Origin of the sequence: Rathayibacter sp. VKM Ac-2759 (assembly GCF_009834225.1) — a bacterium.
In the GTDB taxonomy this organism is placed as follows: domain Bacteria; phylum Actinomycetota; class Actinomycetes; order Actinomycetales; family Microbacteriaceae; genus Rathayibacter.
On record NZ_CP047176.1, the window covers coordinates 277,654 to 296,865 of the forward strand.

Sequence of the window (19,212 nt, forward strand, 5' to 3'; positions counted from 1 at the left end):
TCGGCCGACCCGCTCCGACTCCCGCGAGATGCCCGTGCCGCGACGCACTCGATAGGGTCGTCGCGTGACGAATGAGACGAGCAGCTACGCCCGCGCCGGAGTCGATACGGCGGCCGGAGACCTCGCGGTCGAGTTGATGAAGGCGGCGGTGTCGGCGACGCACGATCGCCACGTGCTCGGCGGAGTGGGCGGGTTCGCCGGGCTCTACGACGTGTCGTTCCTCAAGGACTTCCGCGCGCCGCTGCTCGCGACCTCGACCGACGGCGTCGGCACGAAGGTCGCGATCGCCCAGGCGATCGACAAGCACGACACGATCGGCCAGGACCTCGTCGGCATGGTCGTCGACGACATCGTCGTGGTCGGCGCCCGCCCCCTCTTCATGACCGACTACATCGCCTGCGGCAAGGTCGTGCCCACGCGCATCGCCGACATCGTCGCCGGGATCGCGCGCGCCTGCTCCGCCACGGGGACCGCCCTGGTCGGCGGCGAGACCGCGGAGCACCCGGGGCTGCTCGGGCCCGACGACTACGACGTGGCCGGCGCCGCGGTCGGCGCGGTGGAGGCGGATGCGGTGCGCGGGGCCGACCGGGTGCGCGACGGCGATCTCGTGATCGCGATGGCCTCCTCCGGACTGCACTCGAACGGCTTCTCGCTGGTGCGCCGCATCCTGGCCGACCGTGGGATCGACTTCACCGACCGCTCCGACGAGCTGGGCGGTGTCGTGGGCGAGGTGCTCCTCGAGCCGACCCGCCTCTACACGGCCCCGCTGCTGGCGGTGCTCGACGACGAGGCACTCGGGTCGAGCGTGCACTCGATCAGCCACGTCACCGGAGGCGGCATCGCGGCGAATCTCGCCCGCGTGCTGCCCCGCGGCTCCTGGGTCGAGGTCGACCGCGCGTCGTGGAGCCCGGCCGACGTCTTCCGTGCGCTCGCCGCGATGTCGGGGGCGTCGCTCGAGAGCACCGAGGGCACCTGGAACCTCGGCATCGGCATGTTCGCCGTGGTCGACGCCGACGCGGCCCCCGCGCTGATCGCGAGCTTCGAGAGCGCGGGCCTGCCCTCGTGGGTCGCGGGGCGCGTGACGATCGGCGAGCGCGGGCTCGACGGGTTCGAGCAGGGCGCGAAGGGCGTCGACGGCGGCGCGGTGCGGCTGGTCGGGGCGTACGCCGGCTGAGCTCCGGCTCGCGGGATCGCGTTCGGCTCGTCGGAATCAGGCGATTCTGCGAGCCGAAGCCGTTCCGACGAGCCGAAGATGCTCGACGGGTCGTCTCCGGCTCGCGGAATGCGGTTCGGCTCGCGGGAAACGCAGGATTCGACGAGCCGAACCGGTTCCTGCGAGCCGGAGGTCAGACCGAGCGGCTGCGCGAGGCGTGCGCGCGCTCCCACGAGTGCTCGTGGCGCGTCAGCAGGCGGGCGCCGAGCGCGCACAGCACGAACGCCGTCGCGGTCGCGAGCAGCGCGGCGATCCACGTCGAGGCGTCGCGGCTGACGAGCAGGTTCGCGGAGGCGATCAGCACGCCGGTCGCCGATCCGAGGCTCGTGCCGATGACGAAGGCACGGCCGCCGCGGCTGATGGCCCGGGCCGACACCATCCCGGCGACGGCACCCACGCCTCCCGTGAGGCCGATCCCGGCTCCGGAGGCGATGCCCATCAGCATCCCGAAGCTCACGAGAGCCGAGGGATCGAGGGTGCCCGCGCGAAGCGCCGCAGGCAGGTAGAGGACGAGGGCCACTGCGGCGCCCACCGCACCGCCGACCAGGATCGCGCCGACCAGCAGGGCGGCGGTGACGTAGCTGATCCGTGCCACAGGGCGCACGGATCCTTCGGGTTCGAACATCGCGGCTCCATCGACGCGAGCCCGCAGGTGCTTCCGCGGGCCGTCCTCGGACCCTACGCCCGCATCCTCCTCCCCGCTAACCCCTGGCGCTCAGCCGCGCAGCGTCTCGCTGGGGAGCTCGCTGAAGCGGCGCGCGTACTGCTGGGCGAAGCGGCCCCCGCTGACGAAGCCCCAGCGGGCGGCGACCTCGCCCACGACGAGCGAGCCGGGGTCGCCCGCGGCGAGCTCCTCGTGCGCGCGGTCGAGCCGGACGTCCCGCAGGTAGTGCCGGGGCGTCTGCTCGAAGGCGCGCTGGAAGGCCAGCTGCACTCCGCGGACGGTGAGACCCGCCGCATCGGCGATGTCGGCGACTCCGAGGGGGAGATCGGCGTTGGCGTGCACGAACTCGACGGCGCGCCGCAGCCGCCGGCCGCTCACCGACGACGGGGTCGGCGGCAGTGGGGCGACGCGGTGCGCGAAGGTCCGCAGCATCGCCTCGGCGGCGAGGCGGTGCGCGGCGTCGCGCTGCAGGGCCGACGGTGGGACCGCGGACGCGAGCGTGTCGCGGAGGACGCGCACGGCCGCCCACCAGGGCGCGGTGTCGCCGGGAGCCGACGCGAACCGGAGCGGGCCGGGAGCCGTCCCGTGCATCTCGGCGGCGATGCCCTCGAGGTGGGCCGCTTCGATGTGCACCAGGGCGTCGCGGTACTCCTGCGCGTCGAAGCCGAACGGGCGGCCGGTCGGGAAGACGGCCGGACTCCCGATCATCAGCCGGTTCTCCTCGCGGCCCAGATCGAGGGACGCCCGGCCCTGCGTCAGCCAGAGCACGACGTACACGCCGCCGGGTTCGACCGCTCCGCGCACGGAGCCCAGGAACGAGGCGGAGTGCAGGCTGACGGGACCGGGAGCGGTCGAGGCGTAGCGGTACGAGAACGGGACCTGGGAGCGCTCGGCGCGGAACCCCGAGCCGTTGTAGCCGCGGGCGTAGAAGTCCCGGGCCTCGTCGAGATCGTTCCCGCGGTAGTCCGAGTGCCAGCTCGGCCGCCACTCCGCTGGACGCGGATCCGCTGAACGCGGATCCGCTGAACGCGGATCCGCCGAACGCCGATCCGGCTGCCGTGACGACGGGAGGGAGCTCATCGGATCAGTGTCGCAGGCACCCCTGACACCGAGCCGAGCAGTGCGTCCGAGGCCGGCGCGCGCGTCAGGGCACGAGCCCCCGGTGCATCCAGAACAGGCCGAGAGCGGCGACGGCGGCCGTCTCGACGATCGCACCCGAGCGGACCATGCCGGCGACCTCGGCGTCCGAGAACCACTGCTGCACCATGTCCGACTCGGTGACCTCGCGCTCGTGCTCGCCGTGCTCGAGATCCTCGGCCAGGAAGATCTCGACGGCCTGCGCGACGAATCCGTAGGCCTCGCTCAGCCGCCCGAGGTGCTGGAGGCGGCCGGCGCGCAGTCCGGTCTCCTCGCGCAGCTCCGCGCGGGCGAGCGCCTCGGCGTCGCCGCCGGCCGACCCGTGCGGCCAGCCGCCCGCCGGGAACTCCCACGCGCGCCGCCGGATCGGGTAGCGGTACTGCTCGACGAGCCAGAAGCCGTCGCGCTCGCGCGGCAGCACGAGCGCGTAGTCGGCGCGCTCGACGACCGAGTAGACCCCGGTGCTGCCGCCGGGCCAGAGGACCTCGTCCTCGCGGACGCGGATCCACGGGGTCTCGTAGGCGACCCGGGTCGACACCTGCTCGACGACTCCCGGCGCCCCGGAACGAGCAACGGGGCCGCTCGAACCGAGCGACCCCGTGGATGACGATGCGTCAGGCACGCTTCTGGTGCTGCTCCTCGACGAAGTCGGTGTCGTCGCCCTCGTCGTCCGAGGGGTCGATCCACTTCGAGTAGTCCGGCTCGTCCGGGTGGCTGAGCTCGCGCTCGAGCGCACTGTAATCGACCGTTGGGCTGAACGACTTCAGCTCCCGAGCGATCTTGGTGTTCTTTGCCTTCTGACGGCCGCGCCCCATGGGTGACCCCCTCACGATGACAGGCCAGACCGGCAGGAGCCGGCTGGGGAAAAGAAGCAGACAGAGAAGAATGAAATCTAGCCGGTAGTTTAGCAGACGGGGCATCCGCCACTCCGTGCCTCACGCGTCGGGCCGTCGAGGCCCCTCGACCCGTTGGGAGCAGCGTGACCCGAGCGCTCGATCCGCGGCCCGTCGTCGTGGTCGGCGCAGGCCAGGCCGGCCTGTCGGTGGCGTACTACCTGCGCCGTCTGGGGCTCGTCCCGGGCGTCGACTTCGCTGTGCTCGACCGCGGGCCGCGCGCGGGCGGGGCGTGGCAGTTCCGGTGGGAGGCGCTCCGGCTCGGCTCCGCGCACCGCGTGCACGACCTGCCCGGCATGGACCGCCTCGGGCTCTCGTTCGCGACGGCCGACCACCGCCGGCCCGCCCGCGACGTCGTCAGCGAGTACTACCGGCGCTACGAGGACGGGTTCGAGCTCGCGGTGCGCCGTCCGGAGGCGGTGCGGAGCGTCAGCAGTGCGACGCCGGGCGACCGTTCGGCGGAGCTCGTCGTCGAGACGGACCGCGGGAGCGAGCGGGCGCGGATCCTCGTCAACGCGACCGGCACGTGGGGCTCGCCCTTCGTGCCGTACTACTCCGGCCGCGAGAGCTTCCGCGGCCGTCAGATCGACACCACCGAGTACGTGCGGGCGGCGGACTTCGCCGATCAGCAGGTGGTCGTCGTGGGCGGCGGCACCTCGGCGATCGGGTTCCTCCTCGAGCTGGAGCGGGTCGCCCGCACGGTGACCTGGGCGACCCGCCGGCCCGTCAGCTACCACGACGGCGAGCAGCTCGCGCTGAACTCCGCGGTGGAGGCGGTGGCCGAGCAGGACCGCGCCGCGCGCGCCGGCCGTGCCCTGCCGAGCATCGTCGGTGGCACCGGGGTGCAGCGCACCCGCCGGGTCGTCGCGGGCATCGAGCGCGGCGTGCTGCGCGAGCGCGAGATGTTCCGCGCGATCGAGGAGGACGGCGTGCGCTGGCCGGACGGCTCGTTCAGCCGCGCCGACGCGATCATCTGGGCCACCGGGTTCCGCCCGGAGCTGCGGCACCTGGCGCCGCTGGGGCTCCGCGAGCGCGAGGGCGGAGTCGCGGTCGCCGACGGCGCCTCCCTAACAGATCCGCGGGTGTTCTTCGCGGGCTACGGGCCGACGGCGTCGACGATCGGCGCCAACCGCTCCGGGCGCCGCATCGCGCGGGCGGTCGTGGCGCGGCTGTCCTGACGGGCTCCGCGCAGGACGCCGGCCGAGGAGGCCTCGTGCGCACCGTCGCGCGCGCGGCCCCCTCCCGGTCGGCGTCCGGCGCTCAGACCGCCCCGTCCCAGTCGATCGGCACGACCGAGCCGCGGTGGCGGACGCCGTGCACCCGGATCGGCCCGGCGAGCGCCGGCGAGATCGGTGCGACGACGAGGGTCTCGCCGCCCGGTGCGAGCCCGAGGGCCGCCGTCAGCACGGCGACCGCCGCCGCCGCCGACCAGGCCTGCGGGCGGCAGGCCGCCGGGTAGGGCACGGGAGAGTGCACCTCGACCGCCGCATCGCCCGAGTGCAGCTCGGGCATGCGGTAGCCGAACCCCTCGGCGGCCGCGAGCAGACCGCGCGACAGAGCAGTCGCCTCCGCCCCGAACCCCTCGCGCGCGAGCCCGGTGACGGCGATCGCGGTGTCGTGGGCCCACACCGAGCCTCCGTGGTACGAGAGCGGCCAGTAGCCGGCCGAGTCGGTCGACAGGGTGCGGAGGCCGAACCCCGAGTCGAGCTCGGGGGAGACGAGCAGCTCGGCCACGCGCGCGCTCTGCTCCGGAGTGAGGACGCCGGTGCCGAGCAGATGGCCCAGGTTGCTGGTCACGGTGTCGACCGGGCGCTTGGCCGCGTCGAGGGCGATCGCCGGGTAGCCCCCGTCGGCGTCGTCGATCCAGAAGGCGTCGGTGAAGCGCGCCTTCAGCGCGGAGGCGTAGGCGCGCCACTCGGCGCCGTCGCGACCGAAGCGCTCGAGCAGCGCCGCGCCTCCGCCGAACGCCTCGTAGGCGTACGCCTGCACCTCGCAGAGCGCGATCGGACCCTCGGCGAGCGAGCCGTCGCGCCACTGGATCGAGTCGCCGGAGTCCTTCCAGCCCTGGTTGGCGAGACCGTGGCCGGTGGTGTCGACGTACTCGAGGAACCCGTCGCCGTCGGAGTCGCCGTCCTCGCGCAGCCAGCGCAGTGCCGCCTCGAGGTGGGGGAGGAGCGCCTCCACCTCGTCGTCGGGCATGCCCCACCGCCAGGCGTCGTGCAGGAGGCACACCCACAGCGCCGTCGCGTCGACCGTGCCGAAGTAGAGCGGAGGCAGCGAGACGCCCTCGCCGGGGATCTCGAGCGTCGTCGCGCGCAGCTCGTGCATGATCTTGCCCGGCTGCTCCGCGGTCTCGGCGACGTGCCGGGTGCCCTGGAGCCCCGCGAGCACGCGCAGGGTCGATGCGGCCAGCTCGGTGCCGAGCGGGAGGAGCATCCGCGCGGCCCAGATCGAGTCGCGCCCGAAGAGCGTGAAGAACCACGGTGCTCCGGCAGCCAGGAACGGCTCGCCGGGACGCTCGGTGGTCACCATGCGCAGCGCGTCGAGGTCGTCGAGCGCGGCGCGGCACCACGAGGCGAGCCGGGAGTCGCCCGTCTCGAGGGTCGTGCCCGTCCACTCCGCGCCGCCGGGGGCCTCGGCGACGACCATCGCGGAGTCGTGCATCTCGATGCTCCAGTCGAGCTCGACCGCGCCCTCGGCGGGAACGGCGACGTCCCAGGTGATCAGCTCGGGAGCGACGACCGCGCCGGGCGCCCTCACCTCGGCGCGGGCGGTCCCGCGGATCCAGCGGACGACGCCGTCGGCGGTGGCGGTCTCGACGTCCTCGTCGTCGCGCAGCCCGGCCTTGACGGTGTGGACGAGCGAGAAGTCCGGCTCGAGTTCGAGCTCGACCGTGGTGACGACGGAGGAGGGCAGTGTCGACTCGAGGCGGATCCGCTCGTGCAGCGCTCCGGCGCTGACGGTGCGCGTGCGCACGACCCGGAGACGGGGGTCCGCGGCGTCGTCGTCGAGATGGCGGGCGAGCGCGGTGAACCGGGCGGAGGAGGCTCCGTCGCGTCCTACCGCGATCGGCTCGAGCGGCTGCCCGCCGACGATCAGGCGCATCCCCGAGAGCACCCGGACGTCGCCGTGGTAGAGGCCGTGCACAGGCAGTGCTCCGAGCGCACCCTCGTCGTCCGACCAGAGCTGGGTGGGGGCCCGCAGCAGCACGACGGCGTCGTGCAGGAGGGGCTGTCGAGGCGGGCTGGGGCGGTCGTCGTGCTCGGTCGTCACGGTCGACTCCTCACTGGATCGTCGGGACTGGATCGTGCGGTCGGGCCGCGCCCGGCACGGGCGCCCGGAGCCGCGTGGTTGACAGGCGGGGCGTCGGAGGTAACATTACCCACAGAATTTGATCGATCAAATCCCGGATCGCCGCAGATTTGAACGTTCACATCACCGAGATCCCGTCGAGGAGGACGCATGGCACTGCCGACCGTCGAGGACGTCGCCCGCGCGGCCGGCGTCTCGCGTCAGACCGTCTCCAACGTCCTCAACAGCCCGCACATCGTGCGCGAGAGCACCCGCGAGCGCGTCGAGAAGGCGATCGGCGACCTCAACTACCGGCCCCACGCCTCCGCCCGGCGCCTGCGCACCCGCAAGTCGGGGACGATCGGCGTGCGGATGGACCGCGTGCTCGACGGCATCTCGGGCAGCCTCCTCGACCGCTTCCTGCACGCCGTCACCGAGCAGGCCGACAGGCGGGGCATGCGCATCCTGCTCTACACGGCCGCGAGCCCCGAGGAGGAGATCGAGCGCATCGGCAAGCTGCGCGACGGGGCCGACGTCGACGCGTTCGTGCTCACCTCGACCTTCTACGGCGACCCGCGCACCGCCTGGCTCACGGAGCAGGGCGTGCCGTTCGTCACCTTCGGCCGGCCCTGGGGACTCGACGACCAGGGCGAGCCGCAGCACCTGTGGGTCGATGTCGACGGCGCCTCCGGGGTCGCGCAGGCCACCGAGCATCTCGCCGACGCGGGCTGCACCCGCATCGCCTTCTTCGGCTGGCCCGGCGGATCGGCGACCGGCGACGACCGGCGCAGCGGCTGGGAGCGCGTGCTCGCCGAGCGCTTCCCGGACGCTCCCCGCCTGACCGCCACGGCGGAGGACGACGTGCAGCAGGCGCGTGCCGCGGCGATCGACCTCCTCCGCGGAAGGCCGGAGATCGACGGCCTGGTCTGCGTCTCGGACTCGCTCGCGCTCGGCGCCTCGATGGCCGCCGTCGCCGTCGGGCGGGCCGACCTGCCCATCGTCGGCTTCGACAACACCCCGGTCGCGGCCGCGGTCGGCCTTCCGAGCGTCGAGCAGGACCTCGTCGCGGTCGCCTCCGGTGCCCTCGAGCTGCTGCTCGGCGAGCAGGGCGACGACGTCGTCCACCGCTCCCTCGCGCCCGGAGAGGCGCACCGCCTCATCACCCCGCACCTCGTCGTGCGCACCCCCGCCCACCACCCCGAGAGCTGACGTCGGAGCATCGACGCCGGACGCCCCCGTTCCCCCACGAAAGGTCAGGCAATGACATCCACCCACCGAGCGGCACGCTGGGGTGCCGCCCTCCTCGCGACCGGTCTGACGGTCTCGCTCGCCGCGTGCTCGAGCCCGGGAGGCGGCGCCTCCGACGACTCCGCCGGGCTCACCGTCATGATCGGCTCGTCCGGCGACGCCGAGACCACCGCGGTCACCGACGCCGTGAACGCCTGGGGCGAGGAGAACGGCACGGCCGTCGAGGTCGTCGCCGCGAGCGATCTCACGCAGCAGCTCGGCCAGGGCTTCTCCGGCGGCAACCCGCCCGACCTCTTCTACATGAGCTGGGACCAGTTCCAGACCTACGCGAGCAACCGCTATCTCGAGCCCTACGCGCAGGACGCGGGCAACGCCGACGCCTTCTACCCCGCCCTGCGCGATGCGTTCACCTACGACGACCAGTTCTACTGCGAGCCCAAGGACTTCTCGACGCTCGGCCTCGTCATCAACACCGACCTGTGGGCGGCCGCCGGTCTCACCGACGCCGACGTCCCCACCGACTGGGCCTCGCTCGAGTCGGCGGCGCAGAAGCTGACCGCGAACGGCGTCACCGGTCTCTCGTTCGGCGCGGAGTACGCGCGCATCGGCACCTTCATGAACCAGGCCGGCGGCTCGCTGCTGTCCGAGGACGGCGAGACCGTCACCGCCGACACTCCGGAGAACGTCACCGGGCTCACCGAGGTCAAGAAGCTGCTGACCGACGGGACGCTGAAGTTCCCGGCCGACCTCGACTCCGGCTGGTCGGGCGAGGCGTTCGGCAAGGGCGCCGCCGCGATGGTCATCGAGGGCCCGTGGATCAACGGAGCACTCGAGGCCGACTACCCCGACGTGAAGTACACGGTCGCCGAGCTGCCCGCGGGCCCCGGCGGGAAGTCGACCTTCACCTTCAGCAACTGCTGGGGCATCCCCGCAGGCAGCGACACCGCCGATCAGGCCGAGTCGCTCGTGACCGCGCTGACCACGGACGAGCAGCAGCTCGCGTTCGCGGACGCGTTCGGCGTCATCCCGTCGACCGAGACGGGTGCCGCGGCGTACGCCACCGAGTACCCGGAGAACGCCGCCTTCGTCTCGGGCAACGACTACGCCGTCAGCCCGGTCGCCTTCGCCGGCGCCGCGACCGTGATCACCGACTTCAACTCGGCCCTCGAGGGCCTGGCGACGGGCGATCCGGAGGCGATCCTCGCGGATCTGCAGACCAACCTGCAGGACGCGCTCGACACCGCGAACGCGCAGTAGCGCAGGGCGCGGGAGGCGGCGGCGCGTCTCCCGCCTCCCTGTGCGATCTGCAGGGGTTCCGCGCGATCCCGCGCCGTTCGCCGCGAGGGACCGCGATCCTCCGGCCGATCCCCTGCAGATCGCACACCTGCCTCCTGCAGATCGCACACCTGCCTCCTGCAGATCGCACCCCCGCAGCCCCACCCGACCCCGCACGACCGTCGAAGGAGACGCATTCGATGAGCACCACCGCGACCGCGCGGAGCCGCCGCTCCGGCATCCGCGGGCACGAGGCCCGCTACGGCTGGCTCTTCACCCTCCCCGCGATCATCGTCGTCGGCGTGTTCCTCGTCGTCCCGATCGGCCTCGCTCTCTGGGTGAGCGTCAGCAACTGGAACGGCCTCGGCTCGCCCCTCGGGCCGACCGCGCAGTTCGTCGGCACCGACAACTACCGGGCGGTGCTCGTGGACTCCGGCCTCGCGCAGAAGGACTTCGGCACCGCGATCCGCAACAACGTCTACTACGTGCTGCTCGTGGTGCCGCTGCAGACGGCGCTCGCTCTGTTCCTCGCGGTGCAGGTCAACCGCCGCGTGCTGCGCGGGCGGGGCTTCTTCCGCACCGCGTTCTACTTCCCCTCCGTCACCTCGTCGATCGCGATCACCGTGATCTTCCTGTTCCTCTTCAGCGCCTCCGGTGTCGTCAACGCGGTGCTCGGCTGGTTCGGTGCCGACGGGCCCACCTGGATGGCCGACCCGACCGGCGTGCTGCACACCGTGCTCGGCGCCGTCGGCGTCGACGGCTCGTGGTTCGCGGGCGGAGCGCCGCTCGGCCTCACCTGGTGGGACTGGCTCTCGGGCCCCTCCGTCGCGATGTGCGTGCTGATCACGATGGCGATCTTCACCACGTCGGGCACCTTCATGCTGCTGTTCCTCGCGGCGCTGCAGAACATCGGAGCCGAGATCGACGAGGCGGCGCTCATGGACGGCGCAGGGCCCCTCCGCAAGTTCTTCTCGGTGACCCTGCCGATGCTCAAGCCCACGCTCTTCACCGTGCTGACGCTCGGCCTCATCGGCACCTGGCAGGTGTTCGACCAGATCTACCTCACCGGAGGCGGGTCACCAGGCAAGACGCTGCTCACGCCCGCCTACCTCGCCTACGAGTCGTCGTTCACCGACCTCCGCTGGGGCCAGGGCGCGGCGATCGCCTTCATCCTGTTCTTCATCATCGTCGTCCTGACGCTGCTGCAGCGCGCGATCCTCCGCGAGAAGGGCGAGCCGAGCGCCCGCCGCACCCGCCGGGCCGCCCGTGCCGACGCCGCGACGACCCTCACCACGGGAGGCGTGCGATGAGCACCCTGGTCGACTCCGACACGCGCACGGAGGCGGAGCCGCCGCCGTCGACGCCCCTCCCGCACCGCCGCGTCCAGCTCGGCGCCCGCGGCCGCGCGTCGCTGATCGGCGGCTACCTGCTGCTGATCGGACTGGCGCTGGTCTACATCTACCCGTTCCTGATCTCGGTCGCGTCGTCGTTCAAGACCGATGCCGACGCGACCTCGAACCCGCTGTCGCTGCTGCCGGCGACCTGGTCGTTCGCCTCGTACGAGCGGCTCTTCACCGACGTGCCGCTGCCGCTGTGGACCCTCAACTCGGTGATCGTGACCCTCTTCGTCACCGTGGGCCGCGTCTTCTTCGACTCGCTCGCCGGCTACGCGCTCTCGCGGCTGCGCTTCCGCGGGCGCGGACTGCTGTTCGCCCTGTTCATCGGGGTGATGAGCGTCCCCGGAGTGGTGCTGCTCATCCCGCGCTTCCTGATCCTCAAGCAGCTCGGCCTCTACGACAGCTACGCGGGGATGATCGTGCCGCTGATCGTGGACGCGGCGGGCATCTTCATCATGAAGCAGTTCTTCGACTCGATCCCCGCCTCCATCGAGGAGGCGGCTCGGATCGACGGCGCCGGGGTGTTCCGCACGTTCCGCTCGATCGTGGTGCCGATGGCGCGGCCGGCGATCGTCACGCTGTTCATCCTGTCGTTCCAGGGCTCGTGGAACGAGTTCTCGCACTTCGTGGTGTCGCGGCAGTCGCCGGAGCTCAACACGCTGACCACCGGAGTCGCGTCGCTCGTCTCGGGGCAGCTGGGCACGGGCAACCAGTACCCGCTGCAGCTCGCGGCGGCGGTGCTGATGTCGATCCCGGTGGCCGTGCTGTTCTTCGTCTTCCAGAAGCGGATCATGAACACGACCGAGGGCGCCGAGAAGGGCTGAGCACGACGCGTCGGCACCGAGGGAACCGTGAACCGTCGAGGGAGCCCGCCGTGGAGGGCGGTCTCGACGGTCCAGGGTTCCCTGGATTCGAGGAAGTGACGGTGCACGCGGAGGGTGCCTCCGAAGGCAGGCGTCCGCCGCACTCACCTCCCTGTGCCGCGCGGAATCGAGGCTGAGGTGACTCGGGTCGCTTCTGAGAGGCGGATGCGCACTCACGACCTCGGTTCTGTGCGGGCGACGGACGACGAAGGGGGCGCCCCGCCGCAGCGGAGCACCCCCTTCGGACCGTGGGGCTCTACTTGGCGAGGAACTCGAGGACGACCCGGTTCCACTCCTCGGCGTGGCTCACGTTGACGCCGTGCGGGGCGCCCGCGACGACGTGCAGCTCGGAGCCGGGGATCGCGGCGTGCGTGCGCGCGCCGGAGCCCTCGAAGGGCACGGTCGCGTCGCCGTCGCCGTGGATGACCAGCGCGGGGACCGAGACCTTCGGCAGGTCCTCACGGAAGTCGGTGGTCGCGAACGCGGTCATGCAGGCCAGCGCGGCGTGCTTCGAGGACTGCTCGGCGAGAGCGAGCGCGTCCTGGCGCTGCGCCTCCGTCACCTTCAGCTCGCCGTCGACCGAGAAGAACTCGGTCGTGAACTGCTCGTAGAAGTCGTCCTGGCTCTTGGTGAGGCCGGCGGTCATCTCGGCGGCCTGCGACTTCTCGAGCGGGCCCTCCGGGTTGTCGTCGGTCTTCATCAGGTACGGCGGCACCGCGGAGGCGAAGACGACGCTGCGCAGGCGCTCGGCGCCGTACTTCGAGAAGTAGCGGGCGACCTCGCCGCCGCCCATCGAGAAGCCGACGAGCGTGACGTCCTGCAGGTCGAGCCCGGTGAGCAAGGTGTGCAGGTCCTCGGTGAGGGTGTCGTAGGTGTAGCCGGTCAGCGGCTTGTCGCTGCGTCCGAAGCCGCGGCGGTCGTACGTGACGACGCGGTAGCCGGCGGCCGCGAAGGCCGGGACCTGCTCGCTCCACGACTCGCCCGAGAGGGGCCAGCCGTGGATCAGGACGACGGGGCGGCCGGAGCCGCCGGTGTCGTCGACGTGCAGGTCGGTGTCCTTGAAGAGTCCGTGGTGGGCGGTGATCTCTGCCATGAGTCGTGCTCCTTCCGGCGCCGTGCCTCGGCGTCGTGGTGTGATTCGGCGAGCATCGCGACGCGGATGGGGAGGACGCTGGGAGGGGAGGGACCCTTGACAGCCCCTCCCCGCACTGCCTACGCGATCGCGTCGACCGCGGCGAGGATCTCGTCGGTCTCGGTGCGCGTCGTGTAGTCGACGTGCACGTCGGCGAAGCGGACGACGCCGGCCTCGTCGAGCACCAGGACCGTCGGGAACGGGATCGCGGCGGTGTCGTCGGCGTTCGAGTCCTTGACCGCGAAGCCGAGCTCCGTGTGCGCATCGACGGCGGCGTCGCTCGGCGCGGTCACGATGCCCAGCTCGCCCGCGAGCACGTTGCCCGGGTCGGAGACGACGGTGAAGCCGAGCTCGCCGTCGCCCACCGACGCGGAGCGGTCGGCCGTCTGCGGGCTCACGGCGACCAGCGCGACTCCGCGCTCCTCGAGCGCCGGGGCGAGGGTGGCGCTGTAGTGGCGCAGGGTGATGTTGCAGTAGGGGCACCAGGCGCCGCGGTAGAACACGAGAACGGCGGGCCCTCTGCCCAGGACGGAGGCGAGGTGGACGGTGTCGCCGTCCACGGTCACGACCGTCGCGCTCGGCAGTCGGTCACCCGCCGCGACGGCATCCGAGGGGACCCCGCTCGAGACCAGGTCGGCCTGCTCGGCTGCGAAGACCGCGGCGAGCTCGTCGCCGATCGCCTCGGTGAAGCCGGTCGTGAACTCGGCGGACTGGGCGCCGATCGTCGAGGTGGTCTGCTCCGTGGGCATCGTCGTCTCCGTCCGGGCGGCCGTCGTTCGGCCGTTCCCGGCGCGATCGTAGGATCGGCGCCTCCGAGATGCCCCCGGAAGGGTCACACTTCGTCACGGAGCCGAGCCGGCCAGCACGGCGGCGAGGAGGCTCTCCAGCGCGCTGCCGAGGCCGGCCCGGCTCGGCTCCTCGGGATCGAGGGCGCCGTCGAGGATCGCGTTGGCGGTCGCGACGAGCACCGGGAGCGCCGGGGACGAGCGGACGGCGCGCTCGGGGGAGGGGCCGGGCGGGCGGATCAGCAGCTCGATCCGCGCACTCGGGGCTCCGGTCGTGAGGGTCGCGGAGGCGGGGAGCGCCGCGAACCGGCCCCTGCCGACCGAGGCGATCGCCCCGCCCGGCGTCTCGAACGCGACGACGCCCTCGAGGGGGATCACGACGAGGACCGCGCCCGCGTCGGAGCCGGACCGGTGGAGCGCCGCGGCGGTGTGCCACATCCTGCGGAGGACCACCTCCGGGGCCGCCCACTCCTGCGCGACGAGGGCGAGGGCGGCGGCCGGGTCGGCCAGCACCCCCCGCGCCTCCAGCCACTCGCGAGCGGCGGAGCCGCGCAGCGGCGTCACGCCCGCACCCCGGGGCCGATCGGCGGCGCTGCCGCGAGGTGCACTGACACGATGGCTCCCTGACGAGTCGAGGTACCGCAGATGAGGAACCGTCAGTTTAGCGCCGACCTCCGACACGATGCCCCCGCGAACGCACGAGATGCCGCCCTGGTCGCGCGGAACGCGACCGGAACGGCATCTCGGGAGGGGGAGTGCGGGCTACTGGAATCCGCCCCCGCGGTCCTCCGGGTCCTCGATCGGATCGGAGTCGGGCGTGTCGAGCGTGTAGGTCACGTGGACCGACTCGCCGACCTCCTTCGCGGTGACGGAGGTGTAGACCAGGTGCGTCTCCTGGCCGTCGACGGCCGCATAGACGTCGACCTCCTTCTCGTAGCCGCCTGCGGTGCTGACACGGGTCTCGGTCTGGCCGTCGAACGGCCCGCCCTGGAAGAAGGCGAGATAGCTCTCGCCCTCGGAGAGTTCGCGGATGTCGTTGCTCATGCCCCTAGTCCTACCACTGCAGGCGGAGCATCCGCCCGGCCTTGCCCTCGGCCTACGGTGGGGACATGACCGTCGTCCGCGCCGAGCCGCTCGAGATCCTCCGCCGCCGCACGAGTGCGAAGTGGCGGCTGTTCCCCGACGACGTGCTGCCGCTGTTCGTCGCCGAGACCGACTACCCGATCGCGCCGGCGATCGCCGAGCGCCTCGTGGAGCGGGTGCGCGCCTCCGACACCGGCTACGCCTTCGGCCCGGGGCCCCTCGCGGAGGCGTTCGCCGGGTTCGCCGAGCGGCGCTGGGGCTGGCGGGTCGATCCGGAGCAGGTGCGGAGTGCCACCGACGTGAGCGTCGCGATCACGGAGGTGCTGCGCGTGCTCCTCGCACCGGCGAGCCGCGTCGTGATCACCCCGCCGGTGTACGCGCCGTTCTTCGAGCTGATCCCGGAGGCGGGGCACGAGGTGCTCGAGGTCGCGCTGCTCGAGGAGTCGGGGGCGTACCGCCTCGACCTCGCCGGCATCGAGCGGGCCTTCCGCGCCGGGGCCGCGGCGATCCTGCTCTGCAACCCGCACAACCCGCTCGGGCTCGCGCACTCCGCGTCCCAGCTCGCCGAGCTCGCGGCGCTCGCCGAGGAGCACGGCGCACTGGTCGTCTCGGACGAGATCCACGGGCCGCTCGCGCGCACCGAGCGCGGCTTCACCCCGTTCCTCGCCGTGTCGGAGGCGGCGCGGGTCGGCGTCTGCCTCACCTCCGCGAGCAAGGGCTGGAACCTGGCCGGACTCAAGTGCGCGCTGATCGTGACGGCCGACGCGCGGCTCCGCTCGGCGCTCGGGGCGCTGCCGGAGGAGGTCGCGTGGCGGACGGGGCTGCTCGGCCTGCACGCGAGCGTCGCGGCGTTCGAGGAGGCAGAGGACTGGCTCGACGGGGTCCTCGCCGCGATCGACGAGAGCGCGGAGCTGCTCGGGACGCTGCTCGCCCGGCTCCTGCCCGCCGCCCGCTACCGCCGGCCGAGCGCGGGCTACCTCGCGTGGATCGACCTGCGCGAAGCGGGGCTCGGCGACGACCCGGCCGCGGTGATCCTCGAGCGGGCGCGCGTCGCGCTCTCGCCGGGCGTCGACTTCGGCCGTGAGGGGCGCGGCTTCGTCCGCCTCAACCTCGCCTGCTCGCCCGAGGTGCTGGAGGAGGCCGTGACGCGCGTCGCCGGCATCGGGCCGGGACGTGCGAGAACGTAGGATGACGGGGATGACGATCGGACGCCGCACCTTCCTGTCGGGAGCCGCCACGGGCGTCGGCCTCCTGGTCCTCGCGGGGTGCACGCCGCCGCGTCCGACGCCGACCCGCTCGGTCACCAAGGCGCCCGTCCCGACGCCGAGCACTACGGCGGTCCCGACCCCTGCCGCCTTCGTGCGCTCCACCTGGGGCACCGACCCGTACGCGCTGGGCTCCGCCTCCTACCTCCCCGTCGGGGCGACGCCCGAGCACCGCGACGACCTCGCGCAGAACGTGCTCGACCGGCTCTTCTTCGCGGGCGAGGCCACCGACACCGAGGCCCCCGCGACGCTCCAGGGCGCCTGGAACTCCGGCGTCCGCGCGGCCGGCGAGATCGCCGCGATCGCGGCCGAGGGCGAGCGCATCGCGATCATCGGCGCGGGCCTGGCGGGTGCGGTCGCGGCGAGGCGCCTCGTCGACGCCGGCTACGACGTGACGCTCGTCGAGGCGCGGGAGCGGGTCGGCGGGCGCATCCAGACGTCGACCCCCGACGGCTGGCCCATCGCGGTCGACTCCGGAGCCTGGGCGCTCACGGGAGCCGGCCCCTCGCTGCGGGAGAGCGCGCTCGACGCGGGGATCGCCCTCTCGGCGATCGATCTCGAGGCCGTCCGCTCGGTGGCCGCCGACGGCAGCGACCTCGACGCGGGCACCACCGGGCCCGACGCCCTGACCCGGGCTCTCGAGTGGGGCGCGGAGCAGCCGGAGGACCTCCCGCTCGCCGAGGCCTTCGCGGGCTCGGGGGCCGCCGACCCGGCGAGTGCCGAGCCGGGCCGCGGCGACGGCGACGCGGAGCGGGTGGCCGCCTACCTCGCCGGAGGCGCAGCACTGCGCACGGGCGCGGCGACGGCCGAGCTGTCGGCCTGGTACGGGCTCGGCGACGCCTCGGCCGCGACCACCGCCGAGGACCTGAGCGACGCCTCCGACGACCTCTACGCGAACGGTCTCGCACCCGTCGTCGAGACGCTGCTCGACGACGTGGAGGTGTCGCTCCGGGCCGCCGTCAGCGGCATCGGCTACGACGAGGACGGCGCGAGCGTGCGCCTGGCGACCGGCGAGTCCTTCACCGCCGACCGCGTCCTGGTCACCGTGCCGATCGGGGTGCTCAAGAGCGACGCGATCGCCTTCGACCCGGCCCTGCCGTTCGCGCACCGCGCGGCGATCGCGGCGCTCGGCGCGGGCGTCGTCGACTCGCTGTGGCTGCGCTTCGACGAGCCGTTCTGGGACACCGACGCGGTCACCGCATCGCGCTGGTCGCTCGTGGGCTCGGAGGCGGGCATCACCGAGTGGGTCAACCTGCAGCCGGTCACCGGCGAGGCGGTCCTGGTCGGCCTGTTCGGGGCGGATCAGGCGCTGTCGCTGCAGGCGCTGAGCGACGACGAGCTGCTCACGGTCGCGCAGACGGCGCTGGAGCCGTTCGCCGTCGTCCCCGGCTGACGAGCTCGCGCAGTCTCGCGAACGGGCCCCGCCACTCCGCCGCGCGGGGCGCGCCGAGCGGCCGCACGCGGCTGAGCGCGACGACGAACGCCGCGATGCCCGAGATCAGCCCGAGCACGATGACGTCGTAGAGCACGAAGGCGACGGGGCCGTCGACCTGGCCCGGGTCGAGGAAGAAGTACGGGTACCAGCCGATCAGCGCGCCGCGGACGAGGGTGATGACACCCCAGACGATCGGGAATCCGAGGACGGTGAGGGCCCAGCGCCAGCGCACCGGGTGCCGGCCCGGCGCCAGGATCCAGTCGAGGATCGCGAGCGCCGGGATCACGAAGTGCAGGAGCGCACTCGACCAGGGCACGTCGACGCGCACTCCGCGGTTGTTCGCCTCGACCGCGATCAGTCCGAAGACGATGCCCGAGACGACGATGTAGGTCAGCACCAGGGCTCGGACGCTGCTGAGCCAGCGCGGCTCGCGCTCGCGGGCCAGGGCGACGAGCCCCGAGAGGGCGAGCACGACGACTCCGGCCATGTTCGACTGGGTCGTGAAGTAGGCGAAGAAGTTGTCGATCTGGAACGCGCGGAAGCCGAGCGTGTAGAGGAAGTCGGCGACGAGCCCCACGACACCGGTGCCCGCGAGTGCGAGTCGGAGGATCGCGAACGCCTTCCGCACACCGCTCCGATCCGTCGCACCCCGCCCGGGCGGGCCGGACCATCGTGCGATTCTACGGTCGGCTCGCTCGGAGCTCCCCACGCGTCGACCGCGGGCGGGGCGTCAGCGATACCGTGCACTATGCCGTTCACCCCGAGCCACGCCGTCGTCGCACTGGCGTTCTCGAACGGGCGGATCCCGGCGGCCGCGGTGGCCGTCGGCGCGATGGCACCCGACGTCGGCCTCTACCTGCCGGTGCGCTGGGCGCGGGAGTCGACCCACTCGCTCCTCGGCGTCGTGACGGTCGACCTGCTCCTCGGCGCCGTCTGCCTCGTGCTGTGGAACCTGCTGCTCGCCCCGGCCTGGCGCGACCTCGCCCCCTGGATCGTGCGGGTGCGCCTCCGCCCCCGCCCGCCGCGACCGAGGGGTGCGCGCGCGTGGACCGCGGCGCTGCTGCTGACGGCGGCCGGCCTCGTGATCGGATCGGCGAGCCACGTGCTCTGGGACGGCTTCACGCACGTGGGCGGGCCGTTCGTGGCGGCGATGCCCTTCCTCGAGCAGCGGATCGGGCCGTTCCCCGGCTACAAGTGGGCGCAGTACGCGAGCGGAGTGCTCGGTCTGCTCGGCCTCTGCATCGGCGCGGCCGTCTGGTACGTCGCCCGGAAGCCGCACCTGATCGAGACCGACGCGCGCGGGCCTGCGCGCCTGGCCGCGTGGACCACCGTGCTCGCGGCAGCGGTCGTGCCGGCCGGCATCGTGCTCGCGGGCACCGGCCTCGACCCGTTCGAGGAGGAGTACCGCTCGTACGTCGTCGACGCGGCGATCCTCGTCATCACCTGGAGCGTCCTGGCCGTCGTCGGCGTGGCGCTGCTCTGGCGGCTCGCCGTCGCTCCTCCTCCGGAAGCACGCACGGATCCGTCGTGA

At 72.9% G+C, this 19,212-nt stretch carries 19 protein-coding genes; 9 read left to right on the forward strand and 10 right to left on the reverse strand.

Annotation, left to right across the window (positions count from 1 at the left end):
- The first annotated feature begins 64 nt into the window (after positions 1–64).
- A complete protein-coding gene (gene purM / locus GSU68_RS01295; RefSeq protein ID WP_159905327.1) occupies positions 65–1,174 on the forward strand; it encodes a phosphoribosylformylglycinamidine cyclo-ligase in 1,110 nt (369 codons plus the stop codon).
- A gap of 172 nt (positions 1,175–1,346) precedes the next feature.
- Here purM and GSU68_RS01300 read toward each other — a convergent pair whose 3' ends face one another.
- The 4 genes from GSU68_RS01300 to GSU68_RS01315 all read right to left on the reverse strand — a co-directional run bounded on the left by GSU68_RS01300 (position 1,347) and on the right by GSU68_RS01315 (position 3,829).
- Positions 1,347–1,808, reverse strand: a complete 462-nt coding sequence (locus GSU68_RS01300; protein ID WP_159905328.1) for a hypothetical protein — start codon at positions 1,806–1,808, stop codon at positions 1,347–1,349.
- Positions 1,809–1,928: 120 nt separating this feature from the next.
- Entirely contained in the window at positions 1,929–2,957 is a 1,029-nt protein-coding gene (locus tag GSU68_RS01305; RefSeq protein ID WP_159905329.1) for an AraC family transcriptional regulator, read from the reverse strand.
- A 64-nt stretch (positions 2,958–3,021) separates the two neighbouring features.
- A complete protein-coding gene (locus GSU68_RS01310; protein WP_159905330.1) occupies positions 3,022–3,552 on the reverse strand; it encodes an NUDIX hydrolase in 531 nt (176 codons plus the stop codon).
- A 76-nt stretch (positions 3,553–3,628) separates the two neighbouring features.
- Positions 3,629–3,829: a DUF3073 domain-containing protein gene (locus GSU68_RS01315; protein WP_056044798.1), complete on the reverse strand. Its 201-nt coding sequence runs from the start codon at positions 3,827–3,829 to the stop codon at positions 3,629–3,631.
- 164 nt (positions 3,830–3,993) lie between these two features.
- On the opposite strand from GSU68_RS01315, the gene GSU68_RS01320 reads away from it, so the two are divergent.
- Positions 3,994–5,085 carry an NAD(P)-binding domain-containing protein gene (locus GSU68_RS01320; RefSeq protein ID WP_159905331.1) on the forward strand — a complete coding sequence of 364 codons (1,092 nt, stop codon included), beginning with the start codon at positions 3,994–3,996 and terminating at the stop codon, positions 5,083–5,085.
- 82 nt (positions 5,086–5,167) lie between these two features.
- On the opposite strand, the gene GSU68_RS01325 is transcribed toward GSU68_RS01320, so the two are convergent.
- On the reverse strand, positions 5,168–7,180 hold the full coding sequence (locus tag GSU68_RS01325; protein WP_167305272.1) for a glycogen debranching N-terminal domain-containing protein: 2,013 nt from the start codon (positions 7,178–7,180) through the stop codon (positions 5,168–5,170).
- Positions 7,181–7,369: 189 nt separating this feature from the next.
- Here GSU68_RS01325 and GSU68_RS01330 point away from each other — a divergent pair, with 189 nt between their 5' ends.
- The 4 genes from GSU68_RS01330 (at position 7,370) to GSU68_RS01345 (ending at position 11,942) form a co-directional block, all read left to right on the forward strand.
- Entirely contained in the window at positions 7,370–8,407 is a 1,038-nt protein-coding gene (locus tag GSU68_RS01330; RefSeq protein WP_159905332.1) for a LacI family DNA-binding transcriptional regulator, read from the forward strand.
- A 51-nt stretch (positions 8,408–8,458) separates the two neighbouring features.
- Complete coding sequence (locus GSU68_RS01335; protein WP_159905333.1) at positions 8,459–9,703, forward strand: extracellular solute-binding protein; 1,245 nt, start codon at positions 8,459–8,461, stop codon at positions 9,701–9,703.
- 218 nt (positions 9,704–9,921) lie between these two features.
- Positions 9,922–11,031 (forward strand): sugar ABC transporter permease, encoded by a 1,110-nt coding sequence (locus tag GSU68_RS01340; RefSeq protein WP_159905334.1) that lies wholly within the window; start codon positions 9,922–9,924, stop codon positions 11,029–11,031.
- Entirely contained in the window at positions 11,028–11,942 is a 915-nt protein-coding gene (locus tag GSU68_RS01345; protein WP_159905335.1) for a carbohydrate ABC transporter permease, read from the forward strand. The genes GSU68_RS01340 and GSU68_RS01345 overlap by 4 nt, the downstream gene beginning before the upstream one ends.
- 295 nt (positions 11,943–12,237) lie before the next feature.
- Here GSU68_RS01345 and GSU68_RS01350 read toward each other — a convergent pair whose 3' ends face one another.
- From GSU68_RS01350 to GSU68_RS01365, 4 genes are all read right to left on the reverse strand, one after another.
- On the reverse strand, positions 12,238–13,074 hold the full coding sequence (locus GSU68_RS01350) for an alpha/beta hydrolase (protein ID WP_159905336.1): 837 nt from the start codon (positions 13,072–13,074) through the stop codon (positions 12,238–12,240).
- A gap of 119 nt (positions 13,075–13,193) precedes the next feature.
- Entirely contained in the window at positions 13,194–13,862 is a 669-nt protein-coding gene (locus GSU68_RS01355; protein ID WP_159905337.1) for a peroxiredoxin-like family protein, read from the reverse strand.
- A 93-nt stretch (positions 13,863–13,955) separates the two neighbouring features.
- On the reverse strand, positions 13,956–14,462 hold the full coding sequence (locus GSU68_RS01360; protein WP_159905338.1) for a hypothetical protein: 507 nt from the start codon (positions 14,460–14,462) through the stop codon (positions 13,956–13,958).
- 198 nt (positions 14,463–14,660) lie between these two features.
- Positions 14,661–14,942, reverse strand: a complete 282-nt coding sequence (locus tag GSU68_RS01365; RefSeq protein ID WP_159905339.1) for an oligoribonuclease — start codon at positions 14,940–14,942, stop codon at positions 14,661–14,663.
- Positions 14,943–15,007: 65 nt separating this feature from the next.
- Between GSU68_RS01365 and GSU68_RS01370 the strand changes: the two genes are divergently transcribed.
- Positions 15,008–16,168: an aminotransferase class I/II-fold pyridoxal phosphate-dependent enzyme gene (locus GSU68_RS01370; RefSeq protein WP_159905340.1), complete on the forward strand. Its 1,161-nt coding sequence runs from the start codon at positions 15,008–15,010 to the stop codon at positions 16,166–16,168.
- Positions 16,169–16,178: 10 nt separating this feature from the next.
- Positions 16,179–17,639 (forward strand): NAD(P)/FAD-dependent oxidoreductase, encoded by a 1,461-nt coding sequence (locus GSU68_RS01375; RefSeq protein ID WP_159905341.1) that lies wholly within the window; start codon positions 16,179–16,181, stop codon positions 17,637–17,639.
- On the opposite strand, the gene GSU68_RS01380 is transcribed toward GSU68_RS01375, so the two are convergent.
- Positions 17,590–18,309, reverse strand: a complete 720-nt coding sequence (locus GSU68_RS01380) for a Pr6Pr family membrane protein (RefSeq protein ID WP_159905342.1) — start codon at positions 18,307–18,309, stop codon at positions 17,590–17,592. The genes GSU68_RS01375 and GSU68_RS01380 overlap by 50 nt on opposite strands.
- A gap of 120 nt (positions 18,310–18,429) precedes the next feature.
- Between GSU68_RS01380 and GSU68_RS01385 the strand changes: the two genes are divergently transcribed.
- Complete coding sequence (locus GSU68_RS01385; protein ID WP_159905343.1) at positions 18,430–19,212, forward strand: DUF4184 family protein; 783 nt, start codon at positions 18,430–18,432, stop codon at positions 19,210–19,212.

Coding starts and splice junctions, on each gene's coding strand:
- GSU68_RS01305 (WP_159905329.1), bottom strand. CDS start 2,957: ATGAGCTCCCTCCCGTCGTCACGGCAGCCGGATCGGCGTTCGGCGGAT.
- GSU68_RS01315 (WP_056044798.1), bottom strand. CDS start 3,829: ATGGGGCGCGGCCGTCAGAAGGCAAAGAACACCAAGATCGCTCGGGAG.
- GSU68_RS01330 (WP_159905332.1), top strand. CDS start 7,370: ATGGCACTGCCGACCGTCGAGGACGTCGCCCGCGCGGCCGGCGTCTCG.
- GSU68_RS01335 (WP_159905333.1), top strand. CDS start 8,459: ATGACATCCACCCACCGAGCGGCACGCTGGGGTGCCGCCCTCCTCGCG.
- GSU68_RS01340 (WP_159905334.1), top strand. CDS start 9,922: ATGAGCACCACCGCGACCGCGCGGAGCCGCCGCTCCGGCATCCGCGGG.
- GSU68_RS01345 (WP_159905335.1), top strand. CDS start 11,028: ATGAGCACCCTGGTCGACTCCGACACGCGCACGGAGGCGGAGCCGCCG.
- GSU68_RS01350 (WP_159905336.1), bottom strand. CDS start 13,074: ATGGCAGAGATCACCGCCCACCACGGACTCTTCAAGGACACCGACCTG.
- GSU68_RS01355 (WP_159905337.1), bottom strand. CDS start 13,862: ATGCCCACGGAGCAGACCACCTCGACGATCGGCGCCCAGTCCGCCGAG.
- GSU68_RS01365 (WP_159905339.1), bottom strand. CDS start 14,942: ATGAGCAACGACATCCGCGAACTCTCCGAGGGCGAGAGCTATCTCGCC.
- GSU68_RS01370 (WP_159905340.1), top strand. CDS start 15,008: ATGACCGTCGTCCGCGCCGAGCCGCTCGAGATCCTCCGCCGCCGCACG.
- GSU68_RS01375 (WP_159905341.1), top strand. CDS start 16,179: ATGACGATCGGACGCCGCACCTTCCTGTCGGGAGCCGCCACGGGCGTC.
- GSU68_RS01385 (WP_159905343.1), top strand. CDS start 18,430: ATGCCGTTCACCCCGAGCCACGCCGTCGTCGCACTGGCGTTCTCGAAC.